At 29.9% G+C, this 24,162-nt stretch carries 23 protein-coding genes and 1 other RNA gene; 22 read left to right on the top strand and 2 right to left on the bottom strand.

What is annotated here, in order from left to right:
* Window positions 1-44 precede the first annotated feature (44 nt).
* From infC to C4B24_RS00140, 6 genes are all read left to right on the top strand, one after another.
* Window positions 45-740, top strand: a complete 696-nt coding sequence (gene infC, locus C4B24_RS00165) for a translation initiation factor IF-3 (protein WP_246005059.1) — start codon at window positions 45-47, stop codon at window positions 738-740.
* Window positions 721-909: a 50S ribosomal protein L35 gene (gene rpmI, locus C4B24_RS00160; RefSeq protein WP_131598218.1), complete on the top strand. Its 189-nt coding sequence runs from the start codon at window positions 721-723 to the stop codon at window positions 907-909. The genes infC and rpmI overlap by 20 nt, the downstream gene beginning before the upstream one ends.
* A 10-nt stretch (window positions 910-919) precedes the next feature.
* Entirely contained in the window at window positions 920-1,276 is a 357-nt protein-coding gene (gene rplT, locus C4B24_RS00155) for a 50S ribosomal protein L20 (protein WP_131598217.1), read from the top strand.
* A gap of 74 nt (window positions 1,277-1,350) precedes the next feature.
* Window positions 1,351-1,833 carry a dUTP diphosphatase gene (locus C4B24_RS00150; RefSeq protein WP_131598216.1) on the top strand — a complete coding sequence of 161 codons (483 nt, stop codon included), beginning with the start codon at window positions 1,351-1,353 and terminating at the stop codon, window positions 1,831-1,833.
* Between the two features lie 35 nt (window positions 1,834-1,868).
* Window positions 1,869-2,564, top strand: coding sequence for a M48 family metallopeptidase (locus tag C4B24_RS00145; protein WP_131598215.1), 696 nt, complete (start codon window positions 1,869-1,871; stop codon window positions 2,562-2,564).
* An 8-nt stretch (window positions 2,565-2,572) separates the two neighbouring features.
* Window positions 2,573-3,268, top strand: coding sequence for a TrmH family RNA methyltransferase (locus C4B24_RS00140; protein ID WP_131598214.1), 696 nt, complete (start codon window positions 2,573-2,575; stop codon window positions 3,266-3,268).
* Between the two features lie 201 nt (window positions 3,269-3,469).
* Here the strand turns inward: C4B24_RS00140 and C4B24_RS00135 are convergent, their stop codons facing one another.
* Window positions 3,470-4,387 carry a Cof-type HAD-IIB family hydrolase gene (locus C4B24_RS00135; RefSeq protein WP_131598213.1) on the bottom strand — a complete coding sequence of 306 codons (918 nt, stop codon included), beginning with the start codon at window positions 4,385-4,387 and terminating at the stop codon, window positions 3,470-3,472.
* Between the two features lie 213 nt (window positions 4,388-4,600).
* Here C4B24_RS00135 and upp point away from each other — a divergent pair, with 213 nt between their 5' ends.
* From upp to C4B24_RS00105, 6 genes are all read left to right on the top strand, one after another.
* Entirely contained in the window at window positions 4,601-5,224 is a 624-nt protein-coding gene (gene upp, locus C4B24_RS00130; RefSeq protein ID WP_131598212.1) for a uracil phosphoribosyltransferase, read from the top strand.
* Between the two features lie 35 nt (window positions 5,225-5,259).
* Entirely contained in the window at window positions 5,260-5,712 is a 453-nt protein-coding gene (locus tag C4B24_RS00125; RefSeq protein ID WP_131598211.1) for a hypothetical protein, read from the top strand.
* 2 nt (window positions 5,713-5,714) lie between these two features.
* Entirely contained in the window at window positions 5,715-6,377 is a 663-nt protein-coding gene (gene cmk, locus C4B24_RS00120; RefSeq protein WP_131598210.1) for a (d)CMP kinase, read from the top strand.
* Window positions 6,370-7,689 (top strand): ribosome biogenesis GTPase Der, encoded by a 1,320-nt coding sequence (gene der / locus C4B24_RS00115; protein WP_131598209.1) that lies wholly within the window; start codon window positions 6,370-6,372, stop codon window positions 7,687-7,689. Before cmk ends, der begins: the two co-directional genes overlap by 8 nt.
* Window positions 7,679-8,674 (top strand): NAD(P)H-dependent glycerol-3-phosphate dehydrogenase, encoded by a 996-nt coding sequence (locus tag C4B24_RS00110; RefSeq protein ID WP_246005058.1) that lies wholly within the window; start codon window positions 7,679-7,681, stop codon window positions 8,672-8,674. Before der ends, C4B24_RS00110 begins: the two co-directional genes overlap by 11 nt.
* 100 nt (window positions 8,675-8,774) lie before the next feature.
* Window positions 8,775-9,047, top strand: coding sequence for an HU family DNA-binding protein (locus C4B24_RS00105; protein ID WP_131598207.1), 273 nt, complete (start codon window positions 8,775-8,777; stop codon window positions 9,045-9,047).
* Window positions 9,048-9,083: 36 nt separating this feature from the next.
* On the opposite strand, the gene recU is transcribed toward C4B24_RS00105, so the two are convergent.
* Window positions 9,084-9,563 (bottom strand): Holliday junction resolvase RecU, encoded by a 480-nt coding sequence (gene recU, locus C4B24_RS00100; RefSeq protein ID WP_131598206.1) that lies wholly within the window; start codon window positions 9,561-9,563, stop codon window positions 9,084-9,086.
* Between the two features lie 72 nt (window positions 9,564-9,635).
* Between recU and C4B24_RS00095 the strand changes: the two genes are divergently transcribed.
* The 10 genes from C4B24_RS00095 (at window position 9,636) to rpoC (ending at window position 24,149) form a co-directional block, all read left to right on the top strand.
* Window positions 9,636-9,959, top strand: coding sequence for a DivIVA domain-containing protein (locus C4B24_RS00095; protein WP_131598205.1), 324 nt, complete (start codon window positions 9,636-9,638; stop codon window positions 9,957-9,959).
* 16 nt (window positions 9,960-9,975) lie between these two features.
* Window positions 9,976-10,289: RNase P RNA component class B (rnpB, locus tag C4B24_RS00090), an RNA gene on the top strand.
* An 84-nt stretch (window positions 10,290-10,373) separates the two neighbouring features.
* On the top strand, window positions 10,374-10,874 hold the full coding sequence (locus tag C4B24_RS00085; RefSeq protein ID WP_131598204.1) for an MHJ_0274 family protein: 501 nt from the start codon (window positions 10,374-10,376) through the stop codon (window positions 10,872-10,874).
* Window positions 10,874-11,485: a CDP-diacylglycerol--glycerol-3-phosphate 3-phosphatidyltransferase gene (gene pgsA, locus C4B24_RS00080; RefSeq protein ID WP_131598203.1), complete on the top strand. Its 612-nt coding sequence runs from the start codon at window positions 10,874-10,876 to the stop codon at window positions 11,483-11,485. The genes C4B24_RS00085 and pgsA overlap by 1 nt, the downstream gene beginning before the upstream one ends.
* A 130-nt stretch (window positions 11,486-11,615) precedes the next feature.
* Window positions 11,616-13,253, top strand: coding sequence for an alpha-amylase family glycosyl hydrolase (locus C4B24_RS00075; RefSeq protein ID WP_168388295.1), 1,638 nt, complete (start codon window positions 11,616-11,618; stop codon window positions 13,251-13,253).
* Between the two features lie 194 nt (window positions 13,254-13,447).
* Complete coding sequence (gene rplJ, locus C4B24_RS00070) at window positions 13,448-14,026, top strand: 50S ribosomal protein L10 (RefSeq protein ID WP_131598201.1); 579 nt, start codon at window positions 13,448-13,450, stop codon at window positions 14,024-14,026.
* 1 nt (window position 14,027) lies between these two features.
* Window positions 14,028-14,396, top strand: coding sequence for a 50S ribosomal protein L7/L12 (gene rplL, locus C4B24_RS00065; protein ID WP_131598200.1), 369 nt, complete (start codon window positions 14,028-14,030; stop codon window positions 14,394-14,396).
* A 74-nt stretch (window positions 14,397-14,470) separates the two neighbouring features.
* The gene (locus C4B24_RS00060) at window positions 14,471-15,919 is read left to right on the top strand and encodes an MATE family efflux transporter (RefSeq protein ID WP_131598199.1); all 1,449 of its coding nucleotides are present in this window, start codon (window positions 14,471-14,473) and stop codon (window positions 15,917-15,919) included.
* 185 nt (window positions 15,920-16,104) lie between these two features.
* A complete protein-coding gene (rpoB, locus tag C4B24_RS00055) occupies window positions 16,105-19,941 on the top strand; it encodes a DNA-directed RNA polymerase subunit beta (RefSeq protein WP_210725189.1) in 3,837 nt (1,278 codons plus the stop codon).
* A complete protein-coding gene (gene rpoC / locus C4B24_RS00050) occupies window positions 19,941-24,149 on the top strand; it encodes a DNA-directed RNA polymerase subunit beta' (RefSeq protein ID WP_131598198.1) in 4,209 nt (1,402 codons plus the stop codon). Before rpoB ends, rpoC begins: the two co-directional genes overlap by 1 nt.
* Window positions 24,150-24,162 lie beyond the last annotated feature (13 nt).

Genomic DNA, 24,162 nt, shown 5'->3' with positions numbered 1-24,162 from the left:
TGCTTTTTTTACTTTTTTTGATATACTATAAGAGCAACATGTAGTTGCAGAAAGTAGATTACTTCTCACCTGATGGTTATTCCATGGGTCTTGCTACAACAATTTATGTAGTCTGATGAGAAGTGGTAACACCACTTTTTTATATACAAAGGAGATTTATTATCGCTAGAATTCACAATAGAAAAAAACCTAAATCTGAGCATTTAGTTAATAGAGATATCCCTTATCCAAAAGTATTTGTTATTGATGATAAAGGTGAAAAGTTAGGCGTAATGCCAACTAGAGCTGCAATTGAAAAAGCAAAGGATGCTGGATTTGATTTAGTTATTATTTCAGCTAATCCTAAGCAACCAGTTGCTAAAATTCTTGATTACGGGAAATTTAAATATGAACGTAAGAAGAAAAGAAAAGAAGCAAAAGCTAAACAAGTAGTAACAAATAATAGGGAAGTTAGATTAACACCAATGATTGGTGATCACGATCTAAAAGTTAAGGCAAAAAAAGCTAGAGAATTTATCATGGCTGGTGATAGAGTTAAAGTTTCTCTAAAATTTAGAGGACGTGAAATGGCTCGTCAAGAACTTGGACACGATACTTTAAAAAGATTTTTTAATGAAATCGAAGATATTGCGTTAATTACCAAGAAACCTCAATTGAATTCTAGATTTTTGGATATGTACATTCAAAGAGATAATAAAAAGAAACCTAAGGAGGCTGAAAATGGCAAAAATGAAAACTAAGTCAGCTTTAACAAAACGTGTTAAAGTTACTGGAACAGGAAAAGTTAAAAGAGGTCAAGCATATAGATCTCATTTAGCACAAAACAAATCAACAAAACAAAAAAGGCAATCTCGTAAGTCTGATCTTATGTCAAAAGGTGACATGAAAAGACTTAAGGGACTGTACTAGGAGGTAACTAATGGCTAGAGTTAAAGGCGGAACAGTTACAAGAGCAAGAAGAAAAAGATGACTTAAACTTGCTAAAGGATACTGAGGACACAAATCAATCGGATTTAAAGTTGCTAAGCAACAAGTAGTTAAATCATGAACATATGCATTTAGAGATAGAAAACAAGTTAAAAGAAATTTTAGAAAATTATGAATTTCACGTATCAACGCAGCAGTTAGACCAATGGGACTAACATACTCAAGATTTATTAACGGACTTAAAAAAGCTGATATTACAGTTAACAGAAAAATGTTATCTGAACTTGCAATCCACCAACCAGAAACATTTAAACTGATTGTTAAAGAAGCAAAAGCAGCATTAAAATAGAATAATATATTTTAGAATGAATTATTATTCATTTTTTTTATGCCAATTTTAGTAAAAATAGGTAAAATTATTATATGAACTTTACAAAAATATTAAATATGCAATCTGAACTTGACAGGAACATTGAGAAAGCACACAATGTTACGGGCGAAGATTTAACAAACAGAAAAATAGTTGCCTTAATAGTTGAAATAGGGGAATTTGCAAATGAAATTAGACCTTTTAAATACTGAAAAAAAACTATTAATATAAATGAAGATTTAGTGAAAGAAGAATTTGTTGATGGTATTCATTTCTTTTTATCGCTAACATTGAATATTGGAAACTCCCCAATTGTTGAACCAATTATCATTTCGGATGATCAAAATATACAACTCGCTACTTTATTTGAAGAAACAAGTAAACTAAATTCTAATTTTGAGAAAGAACAACTTGCAAAAGCTTTTGGTATATACATGGGAATGGCAAAATTAGTCGGTCTTAAAGAAGATGAAATCGAAAAATTCTATATCGAAAAAAATAGAGTTAACTATGAAAGAATACTTAATGGATATTAGTTTAACTAATCCATTTTTTATTTATAATTATTTATATGGAAACAATAAGCTACTACTTTGATAAGAAAATATTCAAAATTCATGTTATCTGAACTAATAATAAAAATATGTACTTGAAAATGGATGGAGACAAAGTTATTTGTTCTGCTCCAAAAGGCACATCAATCATTGATGTTAAACTTTTTGTTAATCAACACGCAACAAAATTCTATGAACATTCAAAAAATATTAAGAAAAATTTACTTTATTCAGTAAGAGAAGACTTTTTATATTTATTTGGTAAAAAGTTTTTAATAGTAAGATTAACAGGTCTTAAAACACCAAGAGTTAAAATTATGAATGATAAGATTTACATTTATGCTTTTGATACATCTGATGAAAACATTGAGAAAGTTATTAAAGATATTCTAAAAAAAGAAATTATTAAATACATAAATAAAAGACAAAGAAGATTTGAAAAAGAAATGGGAGTTTCTTCACATGCATGTAAATTTGTATATAAAACAAGTACTTGGGGATCAAATTATGTAAACCAAAGAAGGATTATATATTCTACAAAATTAGCACATTATAGAGAAGCAGTTATTGATTATGTTATTATTCATGAGTTAGCACATCATTATCACCAAAACCATTCTAGAGACTTTTGGTGATTTGTTGGTAAATTTGAACCATACTATAAAGATTTAAGGAATGAATTAAAGGCGGATTCAGAAATGAAAGATGAATAGGAGAAATTATGAGAGAAATAATAAAATCACTAGATAATTCAAGAGTAAAACAATGAGCAAAACTTTTGACTAAAAAAGCAAGAAAAAGTACCGGATTATTTTTAGTGGAAGGTCATAATATCGTTGCCGAAGCAACTGCTGCTGGTAATGTTCGAGAATATATAACAACAGATGAAAAACTAGAGGGCATTCTAGTTTCTCAACAAGTTATGAAAAAAATCACTGGTGCAGTAACACCACAAAGTATCGTTGCAGTTTGCGAAAAACCAAAAGAAAAAGAATTGGGTTCTAGAGTTCTTGTTTTAAGAAATGTTCAAGATCCAGGTAATGCAGGAACTTTAATCAGAACTGCAAAAGCATTTAATTTTACAGATGTTATTATACAAGGCGTTGATCCATTTTCCGATAAGTCTTTAAGGTCGTCACAAGGTTCTATATTTAAGTTGAATTTAATCCATACAAAAGATGCACTTTCTTACTTAAAAGATCATCAAATTATCTCTTCTATTTTAGATAAGGAAGCCATCACATATAATGAGTTTAAACCTACTGGAAAATTTGCTCTTGTACTTGGTAACGAAGGTCAAGGAATTGATCAAGAAATGATTGATGCAAGTGATGCAAAAGTGTATATTCCGATTGATTTTGAGTCTTTAAATGTCGCAATTGCTGGTGGAATTTTAATGAATGAATACAAGGGATAATCTTAAATTATTTAAATAAACTAATTAATACTCCTTATTTTTTTATTGTTTATTCCAAACAATTAGAAGAGTTTAAATATTAGATATTTAGTAATGGGAATTATACTTAAATTGCTTGGGTATAACTATATTGATACTAACTTTGGATATCTTATTCTTTTTTTTAATAACTAATTATTTAATATAAAAACAACGAAGGTGTTAATGTGCCTTTGTTGTTTTTATATCTTCTTTAAATTTTTTATATCTTATTTCTCTAACTCTTTTAAGTTCCTTTTCAGTATTGTCAAGTAAGTAATTAATGTACTCCCCAACTCCACCTCTTTTATTAGATTTATGAGTTACGACAAGCGCTTTTTCTTGGATATCTTTTGAAGCATTTGACATTGCAACACCCACACCAGCAACTTCAAACATTGGTATATCATTATAACCATCACCAAATGCAACAACATTATCTACATGTATATCATAATATCTTGAAAGTAATGATATAACTTTAGATTTCTTAACACCAACCCCGGTGATATCAAATACAGGAGTTAGCCCTTCACCTTTTGATCATGAAGAAAATTCAGCTAAATCACCATATTTACGTGTAAGATAATCATTTAATTCTTGAACGTTAACACCTTTTTTAGTATCAAAAATAATTCCTGTTGGCTTTAAAGGTAATTTATTAAGGTCTATACCAATTTTTAATTTTGAAGCCGTATTAAAACCAAATACTCTTGCTAAATCTTCATCCTCTCTTTCAAGTTGAACTCAACCTGGTCCTTCAATGGCAATATTAGATTTTGCTTCTTGCACTTTTGGGTCTCCAAGAATATACATCACTTCATTTAAATTTAAATAATTAATATAAGGTATAAAGTTATAGTCAGAAGGGTTATGTATATGAGCTCCGTTGTAATTTCCGACGATTGTATCAAGATTTAAATCCTCATAAATTGGTTGTGTTGCCCTTCATGGTCTACCAGTTATAATACAAACAATATGCCCTTCATCTCTAGCTCTTTGAATTGCTAGTTTTGTTACTTTATGAACCGAACCTTTTGATGAATCGGATAAAAGTGTTCCGTCTAAGTCAATTGCAAATAAAAATTTTTCTTTTTTCATAGATATCTCCTAATTTCTCTTTAATTCTAACAAAAAAGTTGTTTTTTAGTATAAATTATAGGATTTTAATTAAAAAAATGATGTTCTTGGTTAATTAAAATAAGTAATTTAATAACTTTTATAGAAAAGAATAAATTTCTAAAATAAGTTAAAAAATTGGTAAAATTATTATATTAGTAAAAGTAACAAATTAAATATATTGGAGGACCAAAAATGGTTAAAGTATTATCGCACCCGTTAATTGAACAAAAATTAACAAAGATGAGATCTAAGGAATGCTCATCACTACAATTTAGAAAGAATTTAAATCAAATTGCATCATTAATGACATATGAAATTCTTTTAGATTACAAAATGAAATCTAGAGAAGTTCAAACACCCACAGGCGCAACAGCAAAGGGATGTGATTTTGATAAGGAGATTGTTATTGTCCCTATCTTAAGAGCGGGTCTTGGGATGGTTCAAGGTATTGAAGAATTAGTTCCACAAGCAAGAATAGGACATATTGGACTATATCGTGATGAAGAAACTTTTGAAGCCGTTGAGTATTTTTATAAAATGCCAGCTGTCGCAAAAGATTCAAGAATGCTAGTTGTTGATCCAATGCTTGCCACAGGAATTTCTGCTTCAGATACTATTGCAAGACTTAAAAAAGACGGATTTACAGATATAACATTAGTTTGTTTAGTTGGTGTTCAAGAAGGTCTTGATAAAATTGCTGAATTACATCCTAAAGTGAATGTATTTTTAGCTGCGCTTGATCCTGTTTTAAATGATAAAAAATACATCATGCCAGGACTTGGTGATGCAGGAGATAGAATTTTTGGTACTAAATAGATACATTAATGTATCTTTTTTTATATAATTCTTTTATGAATAAACAAATGACTCGTATGGAAAAGTGAAAAGTTTATAGAATTGAAATACAAAAAAATATTTCATTGCAAGAATCTATTGCTAATTCAAATAAAAAATTAAACATATTATCCAATAGGTTAATTAAAGCCTTCCCTGAATATGCAGCTAAATATCCATTTAAAAAAGAAGAAGAATTGATTGATATTAATTTAAATGATACTTCTGAGCCAGAGTTATTTTCAATAGAAGATTCAAATAAAATTATTGAGTTGATAAATACTTCTGAATCTAACGAAGAACAATCTTTACAATACATTGAAAAATTTAATTTTTCTTCTGGTGAATTAGATTCAATTATAGATGAAGTTAAGGTTGGTAAGGTTTCTAAGGTAAAATATATAAATATTGACGAAACGAGTGAAAAGAATATGCAATTCCAAAAAGTGCAATTGCCTAAAAAGGAGTAAAAATGAATAAAAAAAATATAGCCATTGACGGACCTGCTGGTTCTGGTAAGTCAACAATTGCTAAAATTATTGCTAAAAAATTGGGATACACTTATATTAATACAGGTTTAATGTATAGAGCAATTGCTTATTTTTCAATTAAGAATAATATAGATTTAAGTGATGAAAAGGCAATTTCCAAATCATTTGTTTCTGGGATGATTGAATTGCTACCAAATGAAGAAGTTAAACTTAATGGTGTTAGGTTATCAAAAGAACTTAGAGAGGATGAGATATCCCTTGGAGCTTCTACTGTTGCTAAATATGAAAGCATTAGAAAAATTTGTGTTTCAGAACAACAGTTAATGGCTAAGGCTAAAGGGGTTGTAATGGATGGAAGAGATATAACTTCGATTGTTTTACCTGATGCGGAAGTAAAAGTATTCATGTGAGCTTCTCCAGAAGAAAGAGCTAATAGAAGAGTTCTTCAAAATAAAGAACTTGGATATTCTACTAATTTTGATAAAATTCTTAATGAAATTAATAAAAGAGATTATCAGGATATGAATAGAGAAGTTGGACCATTAATCCAAACTGATGATTCAATTAGATTAGATACTACTGATATGAGCATAAGTGAAGTGGTTGAAAAAATAATAGAGATTACAAGGAGCAAACATGCGTAAAAATTTAGTAGCTATAGTAGGTAGACCAAATGTTGGTAAGTCAACATTAGTAAATAAGTTAATTGGTAAGAGATCATCAATTGTTTATGATGAAGAAGGTGTAACAAGAGATAGACTTTACTATGATGTTGAATGAGTTGGGAATAAATTTGAAATTATTGATACTGGTGGAATTTCAATCGAGGGTAAACCATTTCAGGAACAAATTAAAACACAAGCAGAAATTGCGATTGAAGAGGCTGAAGTTATTGCGATGGTTGTGGATGGTCTTGAAGGTCTTAATCCTGATGATGAATATATTATTTCCATCCTTAGAAAATCAGGTAAAAAAGTTTTAATACTTGCGAATAAACTTGAAGGAAATAGAGAGATTGATTATTCTATTTGCTCAAGTGGATTTGATGTTTATCCTATTTCTGCAATTCATGGAGAAGGGATTGGTGATGTTCTTGATACTATTTCTAGTTATTTAGATTTCTCTAATGTGGAAACTGAACAATCAAGAAAATTAGCCATAATCGGTAAGCCTAATGCAGGTAAATCTTCTCTTCTTAATTCTCTTTTTGGTGAGGAAAGAGCAATTGTATCTCCAATTGCCGGAACAACAAGAGATTCAGTGAAAGCAGAAGTTGATATTAATGGGGAAATGTACCATGTTGTTGATACTGCAGGTATTTCTAAAAAGTCAAAATTAATTGAATCTGTTGACCATTATGCACTTGGTAAAGCAAAAGCTTCATTGGCTGAATCGGATTTAACTTTATTGGTTATTGATGCAACTAAAGAGTTATCACATTTTGATGCCCGTATTGCTGGATATGCAATGGAAGAAATGAAACCAATTATACTAGTTATAAATAAATGAGATTTAATTAAAAAGAATACAAATACAATGCATGAATTTGAAAAGAAAGTTAGAAAAGAATTTAAATTCCTTTCGTGAGCTCCAGTTGTATTCATTTCTGCTATTAATTCTTCAAGGTTAGATAGATTAAAGAATACCATTAATATGGTTAATGAAAATCTTACAAAAAGAATTAAAACTTCATTACTTAATGAGATGATTCTTGATATTCAAATGATGCAGCCTGCTCCTTCATTTAATGGTGGTAGATTTAATATTTCATTCCTAAAACAAGTTGAAGCAGCAATTCCTACATTTGTCCTATTTGCTAACAATAAAAATTATGCTCATTTTACATACTTGAGATATGTTGAAAATCAATTTAGGGAATATTTTGGATTTGAAGGAACACCTATAAAACTTATCGTAAAAAATAAAAATGGTGGAGGAGCTTTTAATGATAAATAAGATAACAATAATCGGATCAGGTGCATTGGGAACTGCACTTGCTAAAGTTTTATTTGATTCAGGACATGAAAATATATTTGTTTATGGAATTGATAATCAAGAATTGAATGAGTTAAAAAATGGTAAGAATACTAAATATTTTCCTGAAACTATTGACTTACCTAATTTTAATGTTGAATCTGATATTAAGAAAGCATTAGATGGAGCAAGTTATGTTATTACTGCAACACCTTCATTTACTATGGCTTCTGTGGTTGAAAGCATTCAAGAAAATATGAATTCAGAATTCTTATTAATCAATGGCTCAAAAGGTTTCTTTCCTGGAACATCCAAATCATTGCATGAGGGTATGAAAGAAGCTACTAGAAATAACCCTAAAATAAGAGGTGTCGTTTCACTAATTGGACCTTCGCATGCTGAAGAAATAGTTAAGCAAGCTCCAACAACTATTTGTGCTGTTGACAACGATAGAAATCTTGCTTCTGAAGTTCAAAACATATTTAGGAATGATTATTTTAGAGTTTATGTCCAAACAGATGTAAAGGGTGCAGAAGCTGGTGCTGCGTATAAGAATATATTGGCAATAGCTGCTGGTATTGCAGTAGAAAGTGGTTTAAATATTAATACTCTTGCAGGTCTTCTAACAAGAGGTTTAAATGAAATGCTAACTTTCGCTAAGACTATAGGTGGAAAAGAAAAAACCATCATTGGATTAACTGGTGTTGGTGATTTAATTGTTACTGCAATGTCTGATTTATCGAGAAATAGACAATTTGGTAGAGAGTTTTTTAAAAATGGTAAAAAAGCTCTTGAAACTAAAAAAACTGTGGAAGGATTAACTGCATTAAAACACGTTTATAAAATTGGTAGAGAAATGAAAATTGAATTACCAATTGTTAATGCATTATATTCCGTCATATTTGGCGAAGAAAAACCCGAGGATTTAAAAAAATACTTGTGAAAAAGAAGTCTAACAAATGAATAAGGTTTTGAACCTTATTTTTTTATTACCTAATATCTTATGCATGTTAATGGTATAATTTATAAGTCATGTGAATTATTGACTAAAATTAAAAGGAGCAACTATGAACAAAGCAGAATTAATTGAAGAAATCTCAAGAAAATCAAACTTAACAAAAGCTGATGCTGAGAGAGCACTAAACTCACTTATTGAAACAATCACTTCTTCAGTAAATGAAGGTGTTAAAGTTACCGTTGCAGGTCTTGGAACATTCGAAAGAGTTTCAAGAGCAGCAAGAGTAGGTATCAATCCTCAAACAAAAGAAAAAATTCAAATTGCAGCTAAAAATGCGCCAAAATTCAAGCCAGCCAAAGTTTTTAAAGAACTTGTTGCTTAATTAACGTATAAGTAAAAGGCGAGTATTCGTCTTTTTTTATATTCATGCAGCAAAATCTAATATTCCAGGAAAAATCAAATCTAACTCTATTCCAAACTCATTTGCAATTTCTAATGAAAGAGATTTTTTAGATAAGTTATCTATTATTTCTGTTGAAATTAAGAAATATTTATCATAACTTTTAAAAGAAATGATATAAAAAGCTATTCCTCCATGTAATTCAATATCTTTTAAATACTGATGTTGGTGTCTTTTTATATTTTTAAGTGGTAGCGATTTTTCATTTGTGCTTTTTGCCTCAAAGGAAACAAATCTACCTTTTAAAATTCCATAATAATCAGTAGTTGATTTTGATTTTATATAAGCATTTTCTACTTTAAACAACTTCCCGGTTTTGTTTATTTTGCCAAATGTTATTGGTAATTCTTTTTTATGGAAAATGCCCACACCATTCTCTTTATATATACTAATAGTTTTATTTAGTATTGATTCAAGCATCATACCCCTGTTTTTCATAATATCACCCATACTTATGTAGCTACTTTTAAATTAAAAAGAAAAAATTAATTTGTTTTGTATAATTAATTTATGAAAAAATTAAATTTAAAATCTGAATTAATATTAAATAAAAAATTCTCCACAGAATTATCTGGTTATAACGCGAAAGAGGTAGATCAATATTTAGATGAAATCTTAAGTGATTACAGAGTTTATGAAGAAAAAGTTAGAGTGCAGCGACTTTCTATTAACGAAAAGAATGAATTACTTTCAGATAGAGATGAAGAAATTGAGAGAATGACATTGGAAATAGAGACTCTAAAATCTCAGTTATCAAAGGCAGAAGAAGCTTCTTCTGGTTCATTAAAACAAGAAATAGAAGAACTTAAAAGACAATTTTCAAAAATTAAATAATAAGTTATAATATTTATGCACCGGCTAACTGCTGCAAATTTTAAATTTGTAGAGGAAAGTCCGCGCTAGTACAATCTGAGATGGTTGTAGTGATCGTGTTAGCCCAAATAAGGCTAAGCTCGTACGTCAGGTAGAAACTCTAGAAGTCAAAACCTAAAGTGCCACAGAGACGAGAAGGGGCGACCCGGAAATGAAACGCGGTAAACACCACGAACTAGAAACCCAAATTATGGTAGGGGAACTAAACTAAGAGAATTCAATCAAGGTTTGGTGCCGAAAGGTAAGAGAAATAGTTAGCATCCGTAAGGATACAGAACGCGGCTTATAAGTGCTAAAGAGCTTTGCTCTTTATTTTTTTTCATCTTTTTTGATACAATTTAATTACTAACATATTGAAAAGGAGATTCAAATATTATGAACGGAACATGAATGTGAGTTGTATTAGGTGTATTAATTGCCATCGTTATAGGTTTTTTATTAATGTCTGCTATTTTAGACAGAAAAAAACATAAGAAATTAAAAATTGAAAATGATAGATTTAAGAAAATAGCAAATGAAGCAAGAGGACAAGTTGCAATCCTTGTAAATGTTTTAATTTCTAAGAATGAGATTAAATTAAAAGAATTTGTTCCATCTGTTGGAAAATTGAAAATGTCAGATATTAACAACCTTGCAAGAGATGAATTTTCTAAATTGGAAATGACTGAAGGGTATAAAACTATTAAAAATGATGAAACAGCCAAAGAATTTTTAGAACATTATACTTCTATTTCTAAAGAGAAATCTAACAACTGAGCTAAAAAAAATAAAGCTGATATAGAATACTTTAGAAAATTTGAGGATGGATTAGAAAAAGAAGAATATAAAATTTATACTAAAAATCTTAAATCTAGATTAACAAGGAAATATAAATAATGAATACTGCAAATAAGTTAACTATTTTAAGGTTATTTTTAGTTATTCCATTTATTGTTTTAATGTCAACAATAACTTACTTAGTTAAAGATGGCAATAATTCTTTGGATTATAATTCATTAGATACGTCTACAATTTTATTTATAATTTCTGGAATTATTTTTGCCTTTGCTATGTTTACAGACTTTTTAGATGGTTATATTGCAAGAAAAACAAATACCGTAACAACATTCGGGAAATTATTCGATCCACTTGCTGATAAATTTATGACTACTTCTGCATTAATATTTTTAGCTGTGTTAAATATTGTTCCAGTTTGAGTTGTAGTTATATTTATTTTAAGAGATATATTAGTTGATGGATCAAGAAATATTGCTGCAAAAAATAATTTAGATGTTGCTGCAAATATTTGAGGTAAATTAAAAACATTATTCCAGTCATTTGGAATTATCTTGTTATTTGTATTGTGACCTGTATGTATTGAATGTCATGATATAAATAGTTATAAATATTATTTATTAAATACAATTACATTTGTAGCGCTTGGATTTTCTGTTGCCTCGGGCATTATATATTTTGGGCAAATAAAACACGTGATAAAATTAAAATAATTGATAAAATACCACAAAGGTATTTTTTTATTTTTAATAAAATATATTTGTTATTATGAGTCTTTTTAGATATTTATAATATAATTTCAATAATAAAATTGTTAACTTAATTAAATAAAGGGAGATGAATATGGAAAAGAAAACATTCTTTTATGAAGTTGAACCAAAATACTTCATGGATGGTACAGGAAATGGTTGCGGAGATTTAAAAGGCCTTTCTAAAAAATTGGATTATTTTAAATACTTGGGTATTGATGCGATAGTACTACCTAATTTGCTTTCAGCTTATTCGGATGATGAAGAACAAGGTTTTAAATCAGTTGCTAGAACATACGGAAGTATTACCGATTTTAAAAAGGTTTTATCTAACTCTAAAAAACTTGGGATTAATATTTTAGTTGAAATCAATATAGGTTCAATTAAAGAAACTCATAAATGGTTTAAGAATGCTCTTAAAAATGAAGAAACATTTGCTAAAATTGTTGATTTTCAAAAGCAAAGTAATGAGTCTATGGAAGGTAAAACATATAAGTTCAATGAAAAAACAAAATCATATTACCTTATAAATGAGCATACAAGAGAAGTTGTTCTTAATTGAACAAGTCAAGAAACATTGGATAAATTTATTGAAGTAGCTAAATTTTGGATTGACTTAGGAGTAAAAGGGTTTACCTTTACTAACTTTGAACAAATAGATAATAATAAAAATTCCGGAGAAATACTTACAAAAGAAACACTAAATCAACTTCGTAAATTCTATATTTCTATCAAGGAAATTGATAAGAATATTTTGGTTGTTGGTAAATCTAATACCCTGCACCCCTCAGCTACAAAAGAACTTGCTTCTGGAGATTCAAAAATATTTGATCAAACTCAGTTGACTGGAATTTCTATGCTTGGTACATCTAAACAATTTGGTACTGATAAGATTGGTTCATTTTCGCAAAAAGCATTAGTTAAGCAAATTTCTAAATTAGCAGAAACAAATGACAACGTACTATCATTTGCATCTTCATTTGTTGGTAGAATTACATCAAGATGAGGTGATGAAAAACAATATCATGCTGAATCAGCAAAAGCAATAGCACTTATGCTCCTTACTTCAAACACATCGTCTTCAATTTATTATGGGGATGAATTAGGTGTAAAGAATATTGGTCTTACTCATTTGGATTATTTTCAAGATATTACACTTCACGAAAGAAAAAGGGCTCTTGCAAATCAAAAGGTATCTGAAAAAGAATTTATGGATGCTCAAATTCTTCAAAACCCAATTAATGCAAGATCACTAATGCCATGAAACTCAGGAGAAAATGGAGGATTTTCATCAGCGGATGAAACTATTACTCCAAATTCACAGGATTTTGTAAATATAAACGTTGAAACACAGTTTTCTGATAAACACTCACCATTAAACTTTTATAAAACACTAATTCAATTCTCGAAAGATCCTGTTTTTGAAAGAATAATGAATAATGGTTCTTATAAAATTTCAGTTCAAAAATTTGGGGCTGGAGTCACACACATAACAAGAACATTAGGTGATAAAAATATTCATATTTTTGTAAATTTATCATCAAAAGAAAAAAATATTTTATTTAAAAAGCAAGGAAGAGTTATTTTATCTACATATGGAGATAAAAGATATATTGATACTCCTAAATCACTTTTACCATTTGAAGGTGTTGTGATTACAAGTGGTTTTAATTTCTCTAAAAATTCCGCACCTAAAGAAGAGTTAAAGTCTGAAGAAACACAACAAGATTAGTATTATTTAGGGTTTTTATTTAAGAAACCCTTTTTTATTTTTGAATTAAAATAGATTTTTTTGTTATAATAAATAAGCCATACATAAAGACCGCAACAGGCATATGCCTTAATATGTTGCCGAGTGTATTCTCGAAATGGGTCTTTATACCCATTTTTTCATTTGTATGAGCAAAATAAATAAGAGGAGGTTTCATGAGCGCTTTAAGACAAGCAAAAGAAGCACAAGTACAAGAAATTTCAACAAAAATTTCTACATCAGCAGGTCTTGTTATTGCTGAATATCATGGTCTTACTGTTACTGAGTTACAAGAACTTAGAACACTTGCAGAAGAAAAAGATGTTGAACTAAAAGTTTATAAAAACAGAATTTTCAAAATTGCGGCTAAAGAAAATGGTATTGAAGCAATTAATGAAGAACTTGTTGGACCTAATATCTTTGCCTTTGGTAAAACAGACGATATCTCTCCAGCTAAAGTTTTAGCTGAGTTCGCTAAAAAACACGAACAACTAAAACTAAAAGCCGGAACTTACGAAGGACAAGTTATTGGTCTTGAAGAAGTATTAAAAGTTGCAACTCTTCCATCACTAGAAGAAGCACTTACAATGCTTGCGATGTCAATGATGGCACCGTTAAAATACACATCAGTTGGACTTAACACATTAGTTGAAGAAGGACATATTGGTGGAGCAGCAGCGGCAGTTGAAGAAACAGCACCTGTAGAAACAAAAGAAGAAACAAAAGAAGATGAAACAAAAGAGGAGGCTAAATAATATGGCTAAACTAACAAAAGAATCATTTATCGAATCACTTAAAGAAATGAACATCAAAGAAGTTATGGAACTTGTTGATGCAATGAAAGAAGAATTTGGGATTGACCCAACAGCAGTTGCAGTAGCAGCTGGACCTGCAGCAGAAGCAGCAGAAGAAAAAACAGAATTTAACGTTACACTTAAATCATTTGGTGGAAACAAAGTTGCTGTTATTAAAGCAGTTAAAGAAATTACTGGTGCAGGACTAATGGATGCTAAAAAAATGGTTGAAGCAGCGCCTTCAGTTATTAAAGAAGCAGTTAAAAAAGAAGAAGCAGAAGCAATGAAAGCTGATTTAGAAGCAGCTGGAGCTGAAGTTGAACTTGTTTAATAAGTAAGCATTTTACTTTTAATGCAATTTTAAAATAACCCGTTTTGGGTTATTTTTTTTGATAATATTTTAATATGATTGATATCAATAATAAAAAAACAATTTTTTCTTGAAGAGAAATGAAGAATAAAGGTTATAAACTTTGAGACAAAAAACTAATAAAAACAATATTTAAAATTGGAGTCCCAATTATAATTTCGACCATCATTTTTAGTGTTGTTGATGTTGTTGATGTTATGTCTCTTGGATTTTGAGGATCTAAAGATTCGATTGCTGCACTTTCGATCTCAACTAGATTGTATTGATTTAGTTTAATGTTGGTATGAATAATACCTAATTTATACTCTTTTTTATTAGCTCAATTTTTTGGAGCTAAAAAATATGAACAAATGCAAGATGCTTTCAAATCCAGTGTTGTTTTTTCAACATTAGTCTCATTTTTTATACTAATAATAATGTTTACCCTTGGTAAACCTATAATGAAATTATTTTTAGGCCCTGATTCATCAAAAAATCCACACGTTATTGATATGTCTTTCAATTATGTAAGGGTTTATGCAGTTTTGATTTTAATTGAAGGTTTTGCAGAAGCTTTTATGAATGCTATGTTTGCACAAGGTAAACAAAAACAAGTTATGTATATTATAGTGCCAACTGTATTATTGAATATTCCATTAAATTACATATTAATGGTTGTTTTTGGGCTTGGTTATATAGGTTGTGCTGTTTCTACGCTTATCTGTTTTTTGGTTACAAATATAGTATCTCTAATTTATATGTTTTACGGGCACAAGAAGAAAATTCTTCACTTTACATTTCCTGTAAAAGAGTTATTTAAATTAGATAATCAAATAAATAAGATGGCTATAAAACGGATTTTTGGTGCGTTATCAGTTCTTCTTGGTAGGGCAATACTCTTAACTAGTATGATGATACTTTCGCGTGAATTTGGTACTTTTGGTGTATCTGTATTAGGTATCATTACTCCTTGGACACAAATACTTCTATTTGCTAGCAGAGGTGTCACTTCATCCAAGAGTTTACTTGTTGGTAAAGAACTTGGGGCAAACAATTTGGAGAAGGCCTATGCTAACGATTATAGGATAAATATATATACTTTTGTTGTTGCTTTTTCCAATATGTTATTAATAATGATTTTGGCATATCCCATACCTAAAATATTCATAAAACAAAGTTGAAAAGTTCAACACGAAGCAACTTTATGTATGTTGGTATTTGCAATATCATATATTTTTATTGCAATGGGTTCTTCGTTTATTCAAAGCCTTACTATTGGTGGACAATCATTTCAAAAATTCTTATCAAAGTCGGTACTACCACTTATATTTGAGGTCGGTATTTTATGAATAATATCAGCCAATACTAGTTTAAGATTTTGATATATGTTTGCAATATATAGGTTATTTAAATCATTGATTATTATACCTTCATTCATATTTTGATATCAAAAAAAATGAATCGTAAATGTTTCAAAAGAGTATAAACATAAGAAAATTATATAGCACATTATTTCAGGGTATTTATACTCTGATTATTTTATATTTCTTTACTAAAAAATGTATTTTTAAGTGTTCAAAAAGACTAAAAAAATCTTTGAAAAAATGAATGGATGTGTTATACTTTATAGGCATATTGTAAATATGGAGTATTTCCGCATGAAAAGGAAATAAATAATGAAAGAGGCGAAATGGCAACACAAAAATACCAATTAAAGAAATTTGGACCACTTACAGAAAGAAGAGATTATTCAAAAACAACACATGAATTATCAACACCTAACTTACTTGCTGTACAAAGAAAGACTTTTAATGAGTTTTTAACAAATGGTCTTGAAAAAACAATAGAAACAATTTATCCAATTACTTCAACAAGTGGAAAAACAAGAATCCACTTCTTACGTAAAACATTAAAATTCGTAACACCAGTTGAACAAAGAAAAGATAAAGAGAAAAGATTAGCATTAGCTAAAAAGAAAAATAACTCAAAGACTGCTCTTAAATTTTCAAATGAAATTGAGCAAATGCCTAAAAATGAATATGGTTGATTAAAGCAACATAAGCAAAAAGGTTCTACTTATGAAGCTAAAATTCAATCAATCCTTATCCGTATCAATGAAGAAAATCCTGTTGATTCTGATCTACAACAATTAAAAGATATTGAATTAGATAAAATCATGGACAAAGCACAAACAAAAATTAGAATTGCAAATCATGAAACTGGTGAAATCATCGATACTATTGATATAGCACTTTTAATTAAAAATACAGATGATTTAACAAAAGATGCTAAATCAAAAGCAGAAGCTAAAAAAGCTAAAAATTATGGAATTATCGCAAATGAAGTATTATTTGGTGCTGTTCCTCTTATGACAGAAGGTGGAACATTCTTGATTAATGGTTCTGAAAAAGTAATTGTTTCGCAGCTTATTAGATCTCCTGGAGCTTACTATGGTTTACGTGTTCGTAACCAACAAGGTGGGGATGACTTATTTAATAAGTTGGAAATTCTTCCACAACTTGGTTCTTGAATTGAAATCTTCCATAGGGTTACTGGTAACTCAATTGACTGAGTTAAAATAAGATTAGATAAAAACAAACGTGTTCCAATTTCAGTATTTTTAAGAGCAATGGGGATTACAAAAGAAACAATAGTTAACCTATTTGGTGAATCACAAGTTCTTTATAATACATTTGCAAAAGATAAATTTACTACTGAAGATGAAGCTTTAGAAGGTTTACATCGTGTAATTAGAAAAGGTGACCGTATTACAGACGAGTCTAAAAGAAATCTAATTTCTAATTTATTATTCAATGAAAAAAGATATAATCTTTCAAAAACTGGTAGATACATGATAAATAGAAAACTTAACTTAGTTGAAAGATTAAGAAATAGTATTCTTGCTGAAGATGTTAAAACAACAACAGGAAAAGTTCTGTTTGCTGCTGGAACACCACTTTCTAATGAAGATGCTATCGAAATTCAAAAAGCATTAAATTCAGGAATGATTGAAACAGTTGGTATACCTAACATCACTCCAGAAGTTTATGGTGTTCAAATTAACGATAATCCAGAGCTTGCTGAAAGAACTAAAATAGCTATTGTTAAAGCATATCCAACTAAAAAATGAATGGATGCTGGGAAACCTGCATTGAATGTTATTGCCAATGATCCAAAAACAACTGAAAACCACATTGTTGTTTCAGATTTAGTTGCTGCTATCTCATATTATTTCAATATTATGGAAGGTCTTGGTACTGATGATGATGCCGATTCACTAATTAATAAAAGAATAGTTAATGTTGGTGAATTACTACAAAATCAATTCAAAATTGGTCTTACAAAAATGGAGAAAAATGCTAAGGAGAGAATGTCTTCAAAAGAAGTTGATAAAATTACTCCAAAAAACATTACAAATAACAAACCTATTTACAACCAATTTAAAGCATTTTTCAACTCTTCACAACTTTCACAATTTATGGATCAAATTAATCCATTAGCTGAAATTTCAAATAAACGTAGAATTACTTCTCTTGGGCCTGGTGGTTTAAATAGAGATACTGCTCAATTCGATGTTCGTGATGTACACCCTACACACTATGGTCGTATTTGTCCTATTGAAACACCTGAAGGACCAAATATTGGTCTAATTCTTAACTTTGCTAATTACTCACGTATTAATGATTTGGGATTTGTTGAAACACCTTACTTCCCAGTTAAAAATGGAGTTGTTGTTACTACACCAACTTACTTATCAGCTGTTCAAGAAAAGGGTAAATCATTTGCTCAATCAACAGTTACATTAGATAAAGATGGAAGAATTACTGATGAGCACGTTACTGTAAGAAAAAACCATAACTATACAATTATTTCTGGTAAAGATGTTGATTATATTGACGTTTCTTCTAAACAAGTTTCTTCAGTTGCTGCTGCATGTATTCCATTTTTAGAAAATGATGATGCTAACCGTACACTTATGGGTTCTAACATGCAACGTCAAGCTGTTCCTTTATTAAAAGCGGAAGCACCATTTGTTGCTACTGGTATTGAATCAGAAATCGCTAAATATTCTGCGATGAATGTTAGATCTACAAAAGATGGAGAAATTACATTTGTTGATTCAACAGAAATTAAAGTTAAACACGGTTCAAAAACAAAAACATACAACCTTAGAACTTTTGAGAGATCAAATCAAGGTACAGTAATTTCACAAAAACCAATTGTTAAAGTTGGACAAAAAGTTAAAGAAGGGGAAATTCTTACTGATGGTTCTTCATTCGATAGTGGTGAATTATCAATTGGTAAAAATGTTCTTGTTGCATTCTCTACATGAAATGGATTTAACTATGAAGATGCGATTATTATCTCAGAACGTTTAGTTAAAAAAGATGTTTATACTTCATTACATATTGAAGAATATTCACTACAATTCAGAAAATCAAAAGCTGGTGATGATGAATTAACAACAGAACTTCCAAACGTTTCTTCAAATGCTAAAAGATTCTTAGATGAAAGAGGTATTGTTTCTATTGGTTCAGATGTTTCTGCTGGAGATATTCTTGTTGGACGTATTTCGCCAAAAGGTGAAGAAAATTCAACACCTGAGGAAAAATTAATCGCTGCTATTTTCTCACAAAGATCTAAAAATCTTAAAGACACTTCTTTAAAAGTTAAACATGGTCAAGGTGGAACAGTTATTAATGTTGAAATCTTATCAAGAGATAATGGTGATAAATTAGAAGATGGTGTTGATAAAATCGTTAAGGTTTATATCGCTCAAAAAAGAAAAATTAAAGTTGGGGATAAAATGGCTGGACGTCATGGTAACAAAGGTGTTATTTCAAGAGTTCTTCCAGTTGAAGATATGCCACACTTACCAGATGGTACACCATTAGATATTATGCTTAATCCATTAGGTGTTCCTTCACGTATGAACATTGGTCAAGTGCTTGAACTTCACTTAGGTATGGCTGCTAGAGAACTTGGTGTTAAATTTGTTTCTCCAATTTTCGATGGTATTAAATTTGATGATATTAACAGTGCATTAGAAGAAGCAAATCTTCCAACAAGTGGTAAATTTAAACTTACAGACCCAATTACAGGTAAAAAATTCGATAATGAAGTTTCTGTAGGTGTTATGTATATGCTAAAACTTTCACACATGATTGATGATAAAATGCATGCTCGTTCAGTAGGTCCTTACTCACTAATTACACAACAACCTTTAGGTGGTAAATCACAAAATGGTGGTCAAAGATTTGGGGAAATGGAAACATGAGCTATTGAATCATATGGTGCTACAAATATTCTTCAAGAATTACTAACTTACAAGTCAGATAATATTGATGGTCGTAATAAAGTTTATAACTCTCTTGCTACTGGAGCACCAGTTCCAAAAGCCGGAATGCCAGAATCATTTAACGTTCTTGCTTATGAATTGCGTGGGCTTGGACTTAAGTTAGAAGTTGAAATTGATAATGACAAACAATATAATGAACAAGATACAATAGAAGGGGAGGTTGAATAATGGGTACAATTGAAAAAGTAACGCGTAAATACGCAACAGTGGCGCCGAATGCAGTAAAAAGTGTTTCACTTTCATTAGCAACATCAGAAGATGTTAGAGAATGATCAAACGGTGAAGTAACTAAACCAGAAACAATCAACTATAAATCATTTAAACCAGAAAAAGAAGGTTTATTTGATGAACTTATTTTTGGACCTACAACAGATTACAAATGTGCAATTTGTGGTACAAAATACAAAAGAACTAATGAGGGTCAAATTTGTGAAAAAACTGAAGAATGTAAATTAAGACAACCAGAAATTCTACCTAAATCTTCAAGACGTAATAGAATGGGTCATATTGAATTGGCATCACCAGTTATTCACTTTTGATATTTCAAAGTTGACCACTCAATAATTTCTAAATTACTTGGTCTAAGAGAAGAAGGTAAAACTAAATTACACCCAAGAGCAGCTATTGAAAATTTAATTTATTTTAAATCACATATCGTTGTTAAATCAGGTGGAATTAAGGCACTTCCTAAAAACTCAATTATTAATATTAATGATGCTGCTATTTTATATAGAGATGCTCTTAAAGAAATCCAACAAAAATATGCTGGTGATTCAATGGAAGCTGAAGATATACAAATGGCTATTGAAGAGTTAGAAGAAACTGCTTCATCAAAAATGGGTAAAGATTATGGTATTGATTTCTATGAAATTAATACAATCATCGAACAATATTCAGATGCTAGAATTATGACTGGTTCAAAAGCTATTGAATATCTATTAGAAAATCTAGATCTTGAAAACGAATCAAAAACTATTCAACTTCAAATCGATAAAATTAATTCATTATTTAAGAAAACAGGTAAAATTCCAACAACAAAAATTCAAGAGAGAAATAAACTCTACAAGAGATTGCAAGTTGTAAACTCATTTATTGAATCAGGTCAAAAACCAACATCAATGATGATTAAAAATTTACCAATTCTTCCTGCTGATTTGCGTCCTTTAATTCAATTAGATGGTGGTAGACACTCAACAACTGATGTTAACGAATTATATAGACGTATAATTATTAGAAACAATCGTTTAAGAAAATGATTTGAATTAGAAGCTCCTATTCTAATTGTTCAAAATGAAATGCGTATGCTTCAAGAAGCAGTAGATGCATTAATTGATAACCAACGTAGAAAACCAGCACCTGTTCCTTCTAAAGATGGGCGTCCATTGAAATCAATTTCAGATGCTTTAACAGGTAAAAAAGGTAGATTTAGACAAAACTTACTTGGTAAACGTGTTGATTATTCAGGTCGTTCAGTAATTGTTGTTGGACCTTCATTAAAAATGCATGAAGTTGGTATTCCTCGTGGAATGGCTGCTAAATTATTTGAACCATGAATTGTTAAACAACTAATGGATGAAGAAATTGCTTCATCAATTAAAATGGCTAAAAAATTAATCGAAGAACAAGATAATTCAATTTGACCACATGTTGAAAAGTCAATTGAAGGTAAACAAGTTCTTCTTAACCGTGCCCCTACACTTCACAGACTTTCAGTTCAAGCTTTTGAACCTGTATTAGTTAGAGGTAAAGCTATTAAATTACACCCACTTGTTTGTGGTGCCTTCAATGCCGATTTTGATGGTGACCAAATGGCTGTTCACGTTCCTATTTCTCCAGCTGCACGTCGTGAAGCAAAAGAACTTATGTTAGCGAATAAAAATATTCTTGGACCAAAAGATGGTGAACCAATTATTAATCCTTCACAGGATATGATTTTAGGTTTATTCTATTTAACACAAGAAAAAGCTGGTGCTAAAGGTGAAGGAAGATACTTTGGTAGTTTCGAACAAATGCAAAAGGCTTATGATTTAGAAGAAGTTTCTGTTCATGCACGTGTTGCATTACCAACTTCAACATTTGAAAAACCTTCATTACTTGATAAAGAAGGTTATGTGATTTCAACTGTTGGTAAATTCATATTTAATAAATCATTCCCTAATGACTTCCCATTTATTTTCGATAATAAATCTGCTACATCAAATAATGCTGATGTTCAAAAATATATTGCTCCAAAAGGAACAAACTTTAAAGAATTTATTAAAGGGATGGAAATTAAGAAAGCCTTAGGTAAAAAAGATATTGCTAAAATTGTTAGAGCGGTATTTGATACTTATGTAGCTACTATAACAATGGAAGACATTGCTAGAGTTATAGAACAATTAAATAATGAAAACTACGAAGATTCATTGATTATGTTCTGCCAAATTAAAGATTATAAAAATGAAGAACTTTCATATAAACATGCCACTTCATTAGCAATGTTTGTTAAAGAAGGATACTCAAAAATATCTCGTGAACTAACACTTGCAAACGAGGGTGTAACTCCAATATTTGAAGTTGAAGATAAAGTTCAATTATTAGAGTATGTATGATTTAACTATACAAACCTTGTAGCTGATGTTCTTGATAAAATTAAAGGATTAGGATTCAAATTCTCAATGCTTTCTGGTTCATCAATATCAATTTCTGACATTATTAAATCAGATATTAAAAATGACAAAGTTAAAGAAGGTGAGAAATATGTTGATGATCTTACAGAATTATATGCTGATGGTTTCATAACGGAAGCTGAAAGATATAATCTTGCTATTGGTCGTTGAGCTGAAATCAAAAAAGAAATTGAATCTGACCTTCAACAAAAAGTTGAAGAACATCCAGAAAACTCAATCTTTATGATGATGGAATCTGGTGCTCGTGGAAATATTGCCAACTTTGTTCAACTTGCTGGTATGCGTGGACTTATGGCCAATAACTCTAAAACATTTAAGGCTGATGCTGAAAATGATGTTCTTGTTAAATCAACAATTGAAGTTCCAGTTAAATCTTCATTCTTAGAAGGTCTAACAGGATTCGAATTCTTCTCATCAACTCACGGTGCTCGTAAGGGTCTAACTGATACAGCGCTTAATACAGCTAAATCTGGTTATTTAACTAGACGTTTAGTTGATGTTGCTCAAAATATTGTTGTTAAAGAAGAAGATTGTTTCTCAGATTTTGGTTTCTCAGCTAAAAACATTATTGATACTAAGACAAATACAACAATTGTTTCAATGGAAGAACGTATTACAGGAAGATTTATCAATAAAGATGTTATTGTTGATGGTCAAATTATTGTTGCTTCTGGTGAACTTGTTTCTCCTAAAAAAGCTGCTGAAATTTCTGCTAAAGGAGTTAAAATTGTTGAAATTAGATCAATCCTTGGTTGTCATACACGTCATGGTGTATGTAAGAAATGTTATGGTATTGATCTAGCAACTAATAGAGTTGTAAATATTGGTGAAGCGGTTGGTATTATTGCTGCTCAATCAATTGGTGAACCCGGAACACAACTTACAATGCGTACATTCCATACAGGTGGTGTTGCTGGTGTTGAAGATATTACGGGTGGATTTACAAGACTTATTGAACTTATAGATGCTTATGACAAACCTTGAGGTCGTCCAGCTGTAATTTCAAAAACAAAAGGTAAAGTTGTTTCAATAGAACAACAAAAAGATACACCAAACATTACTAAAATTGTTGTTGATGCAACAAAAAATAATGGTGAATTAATTAATTCTTATGAATATAAATTTACTTCTGATAGAAAAATTAGAGTTAAGCTAGATCAACAAATTATCCCTGGACAAAAACTTGTTGAAGGTCCAATTATTCTTAAAGAACTATTAGAAGTTGCAGATTCTCGTGAGGTACAACATTACTTACTTAAAGAAATTCAACGTCTATATAGAATGCAAGGTATTGCTATATCAGATAAATATATTGAAATTATTATTAGACAAATGCTTTCAAAAATCGCTATTACTGACCCTGGAGATTCAACATTCTTTGCTGGAGCTTTAGTTGATGTATATGATTACCATGATGAAAATACTAGATTAATCTCTGAAGGTAAGAATCCTTCATATGGTGAAGTTATTATTAAAGGTGCCAAACAAACACCTCTATTATCAAGTTCATTCCTTGCTGCTGCTTCATACCAAGAGACAGCCAAGATTCTTGTTCACTCATCAATTTCAGGTAAAAAAGATCATTTAATAGGTCTTAAAGAAAACATTATACTTGGACATAGAATTCCTGCTGGTACAGGTGCTGCCTATGAAGAAAAAGGTAAATTCGATATTAGAGATCCAAAAACATACTTTATTAAAAAATAATAAAATTAGAATA

The sequence above is a fragment of the Mycoplasma marinum genome (assembly GCF_004335975.1).
Classification (GTDB): domain Bacteria; phylum Bacillota_I; class Bacilli_A; order Mycoplasmatales; family Metamycoplasmataceae; genus Mycoplasma_K; species Mycoplasma_K marinum.
This window is presented reverse-complemented; position numbering and strand designations above follow the sequence as displayed.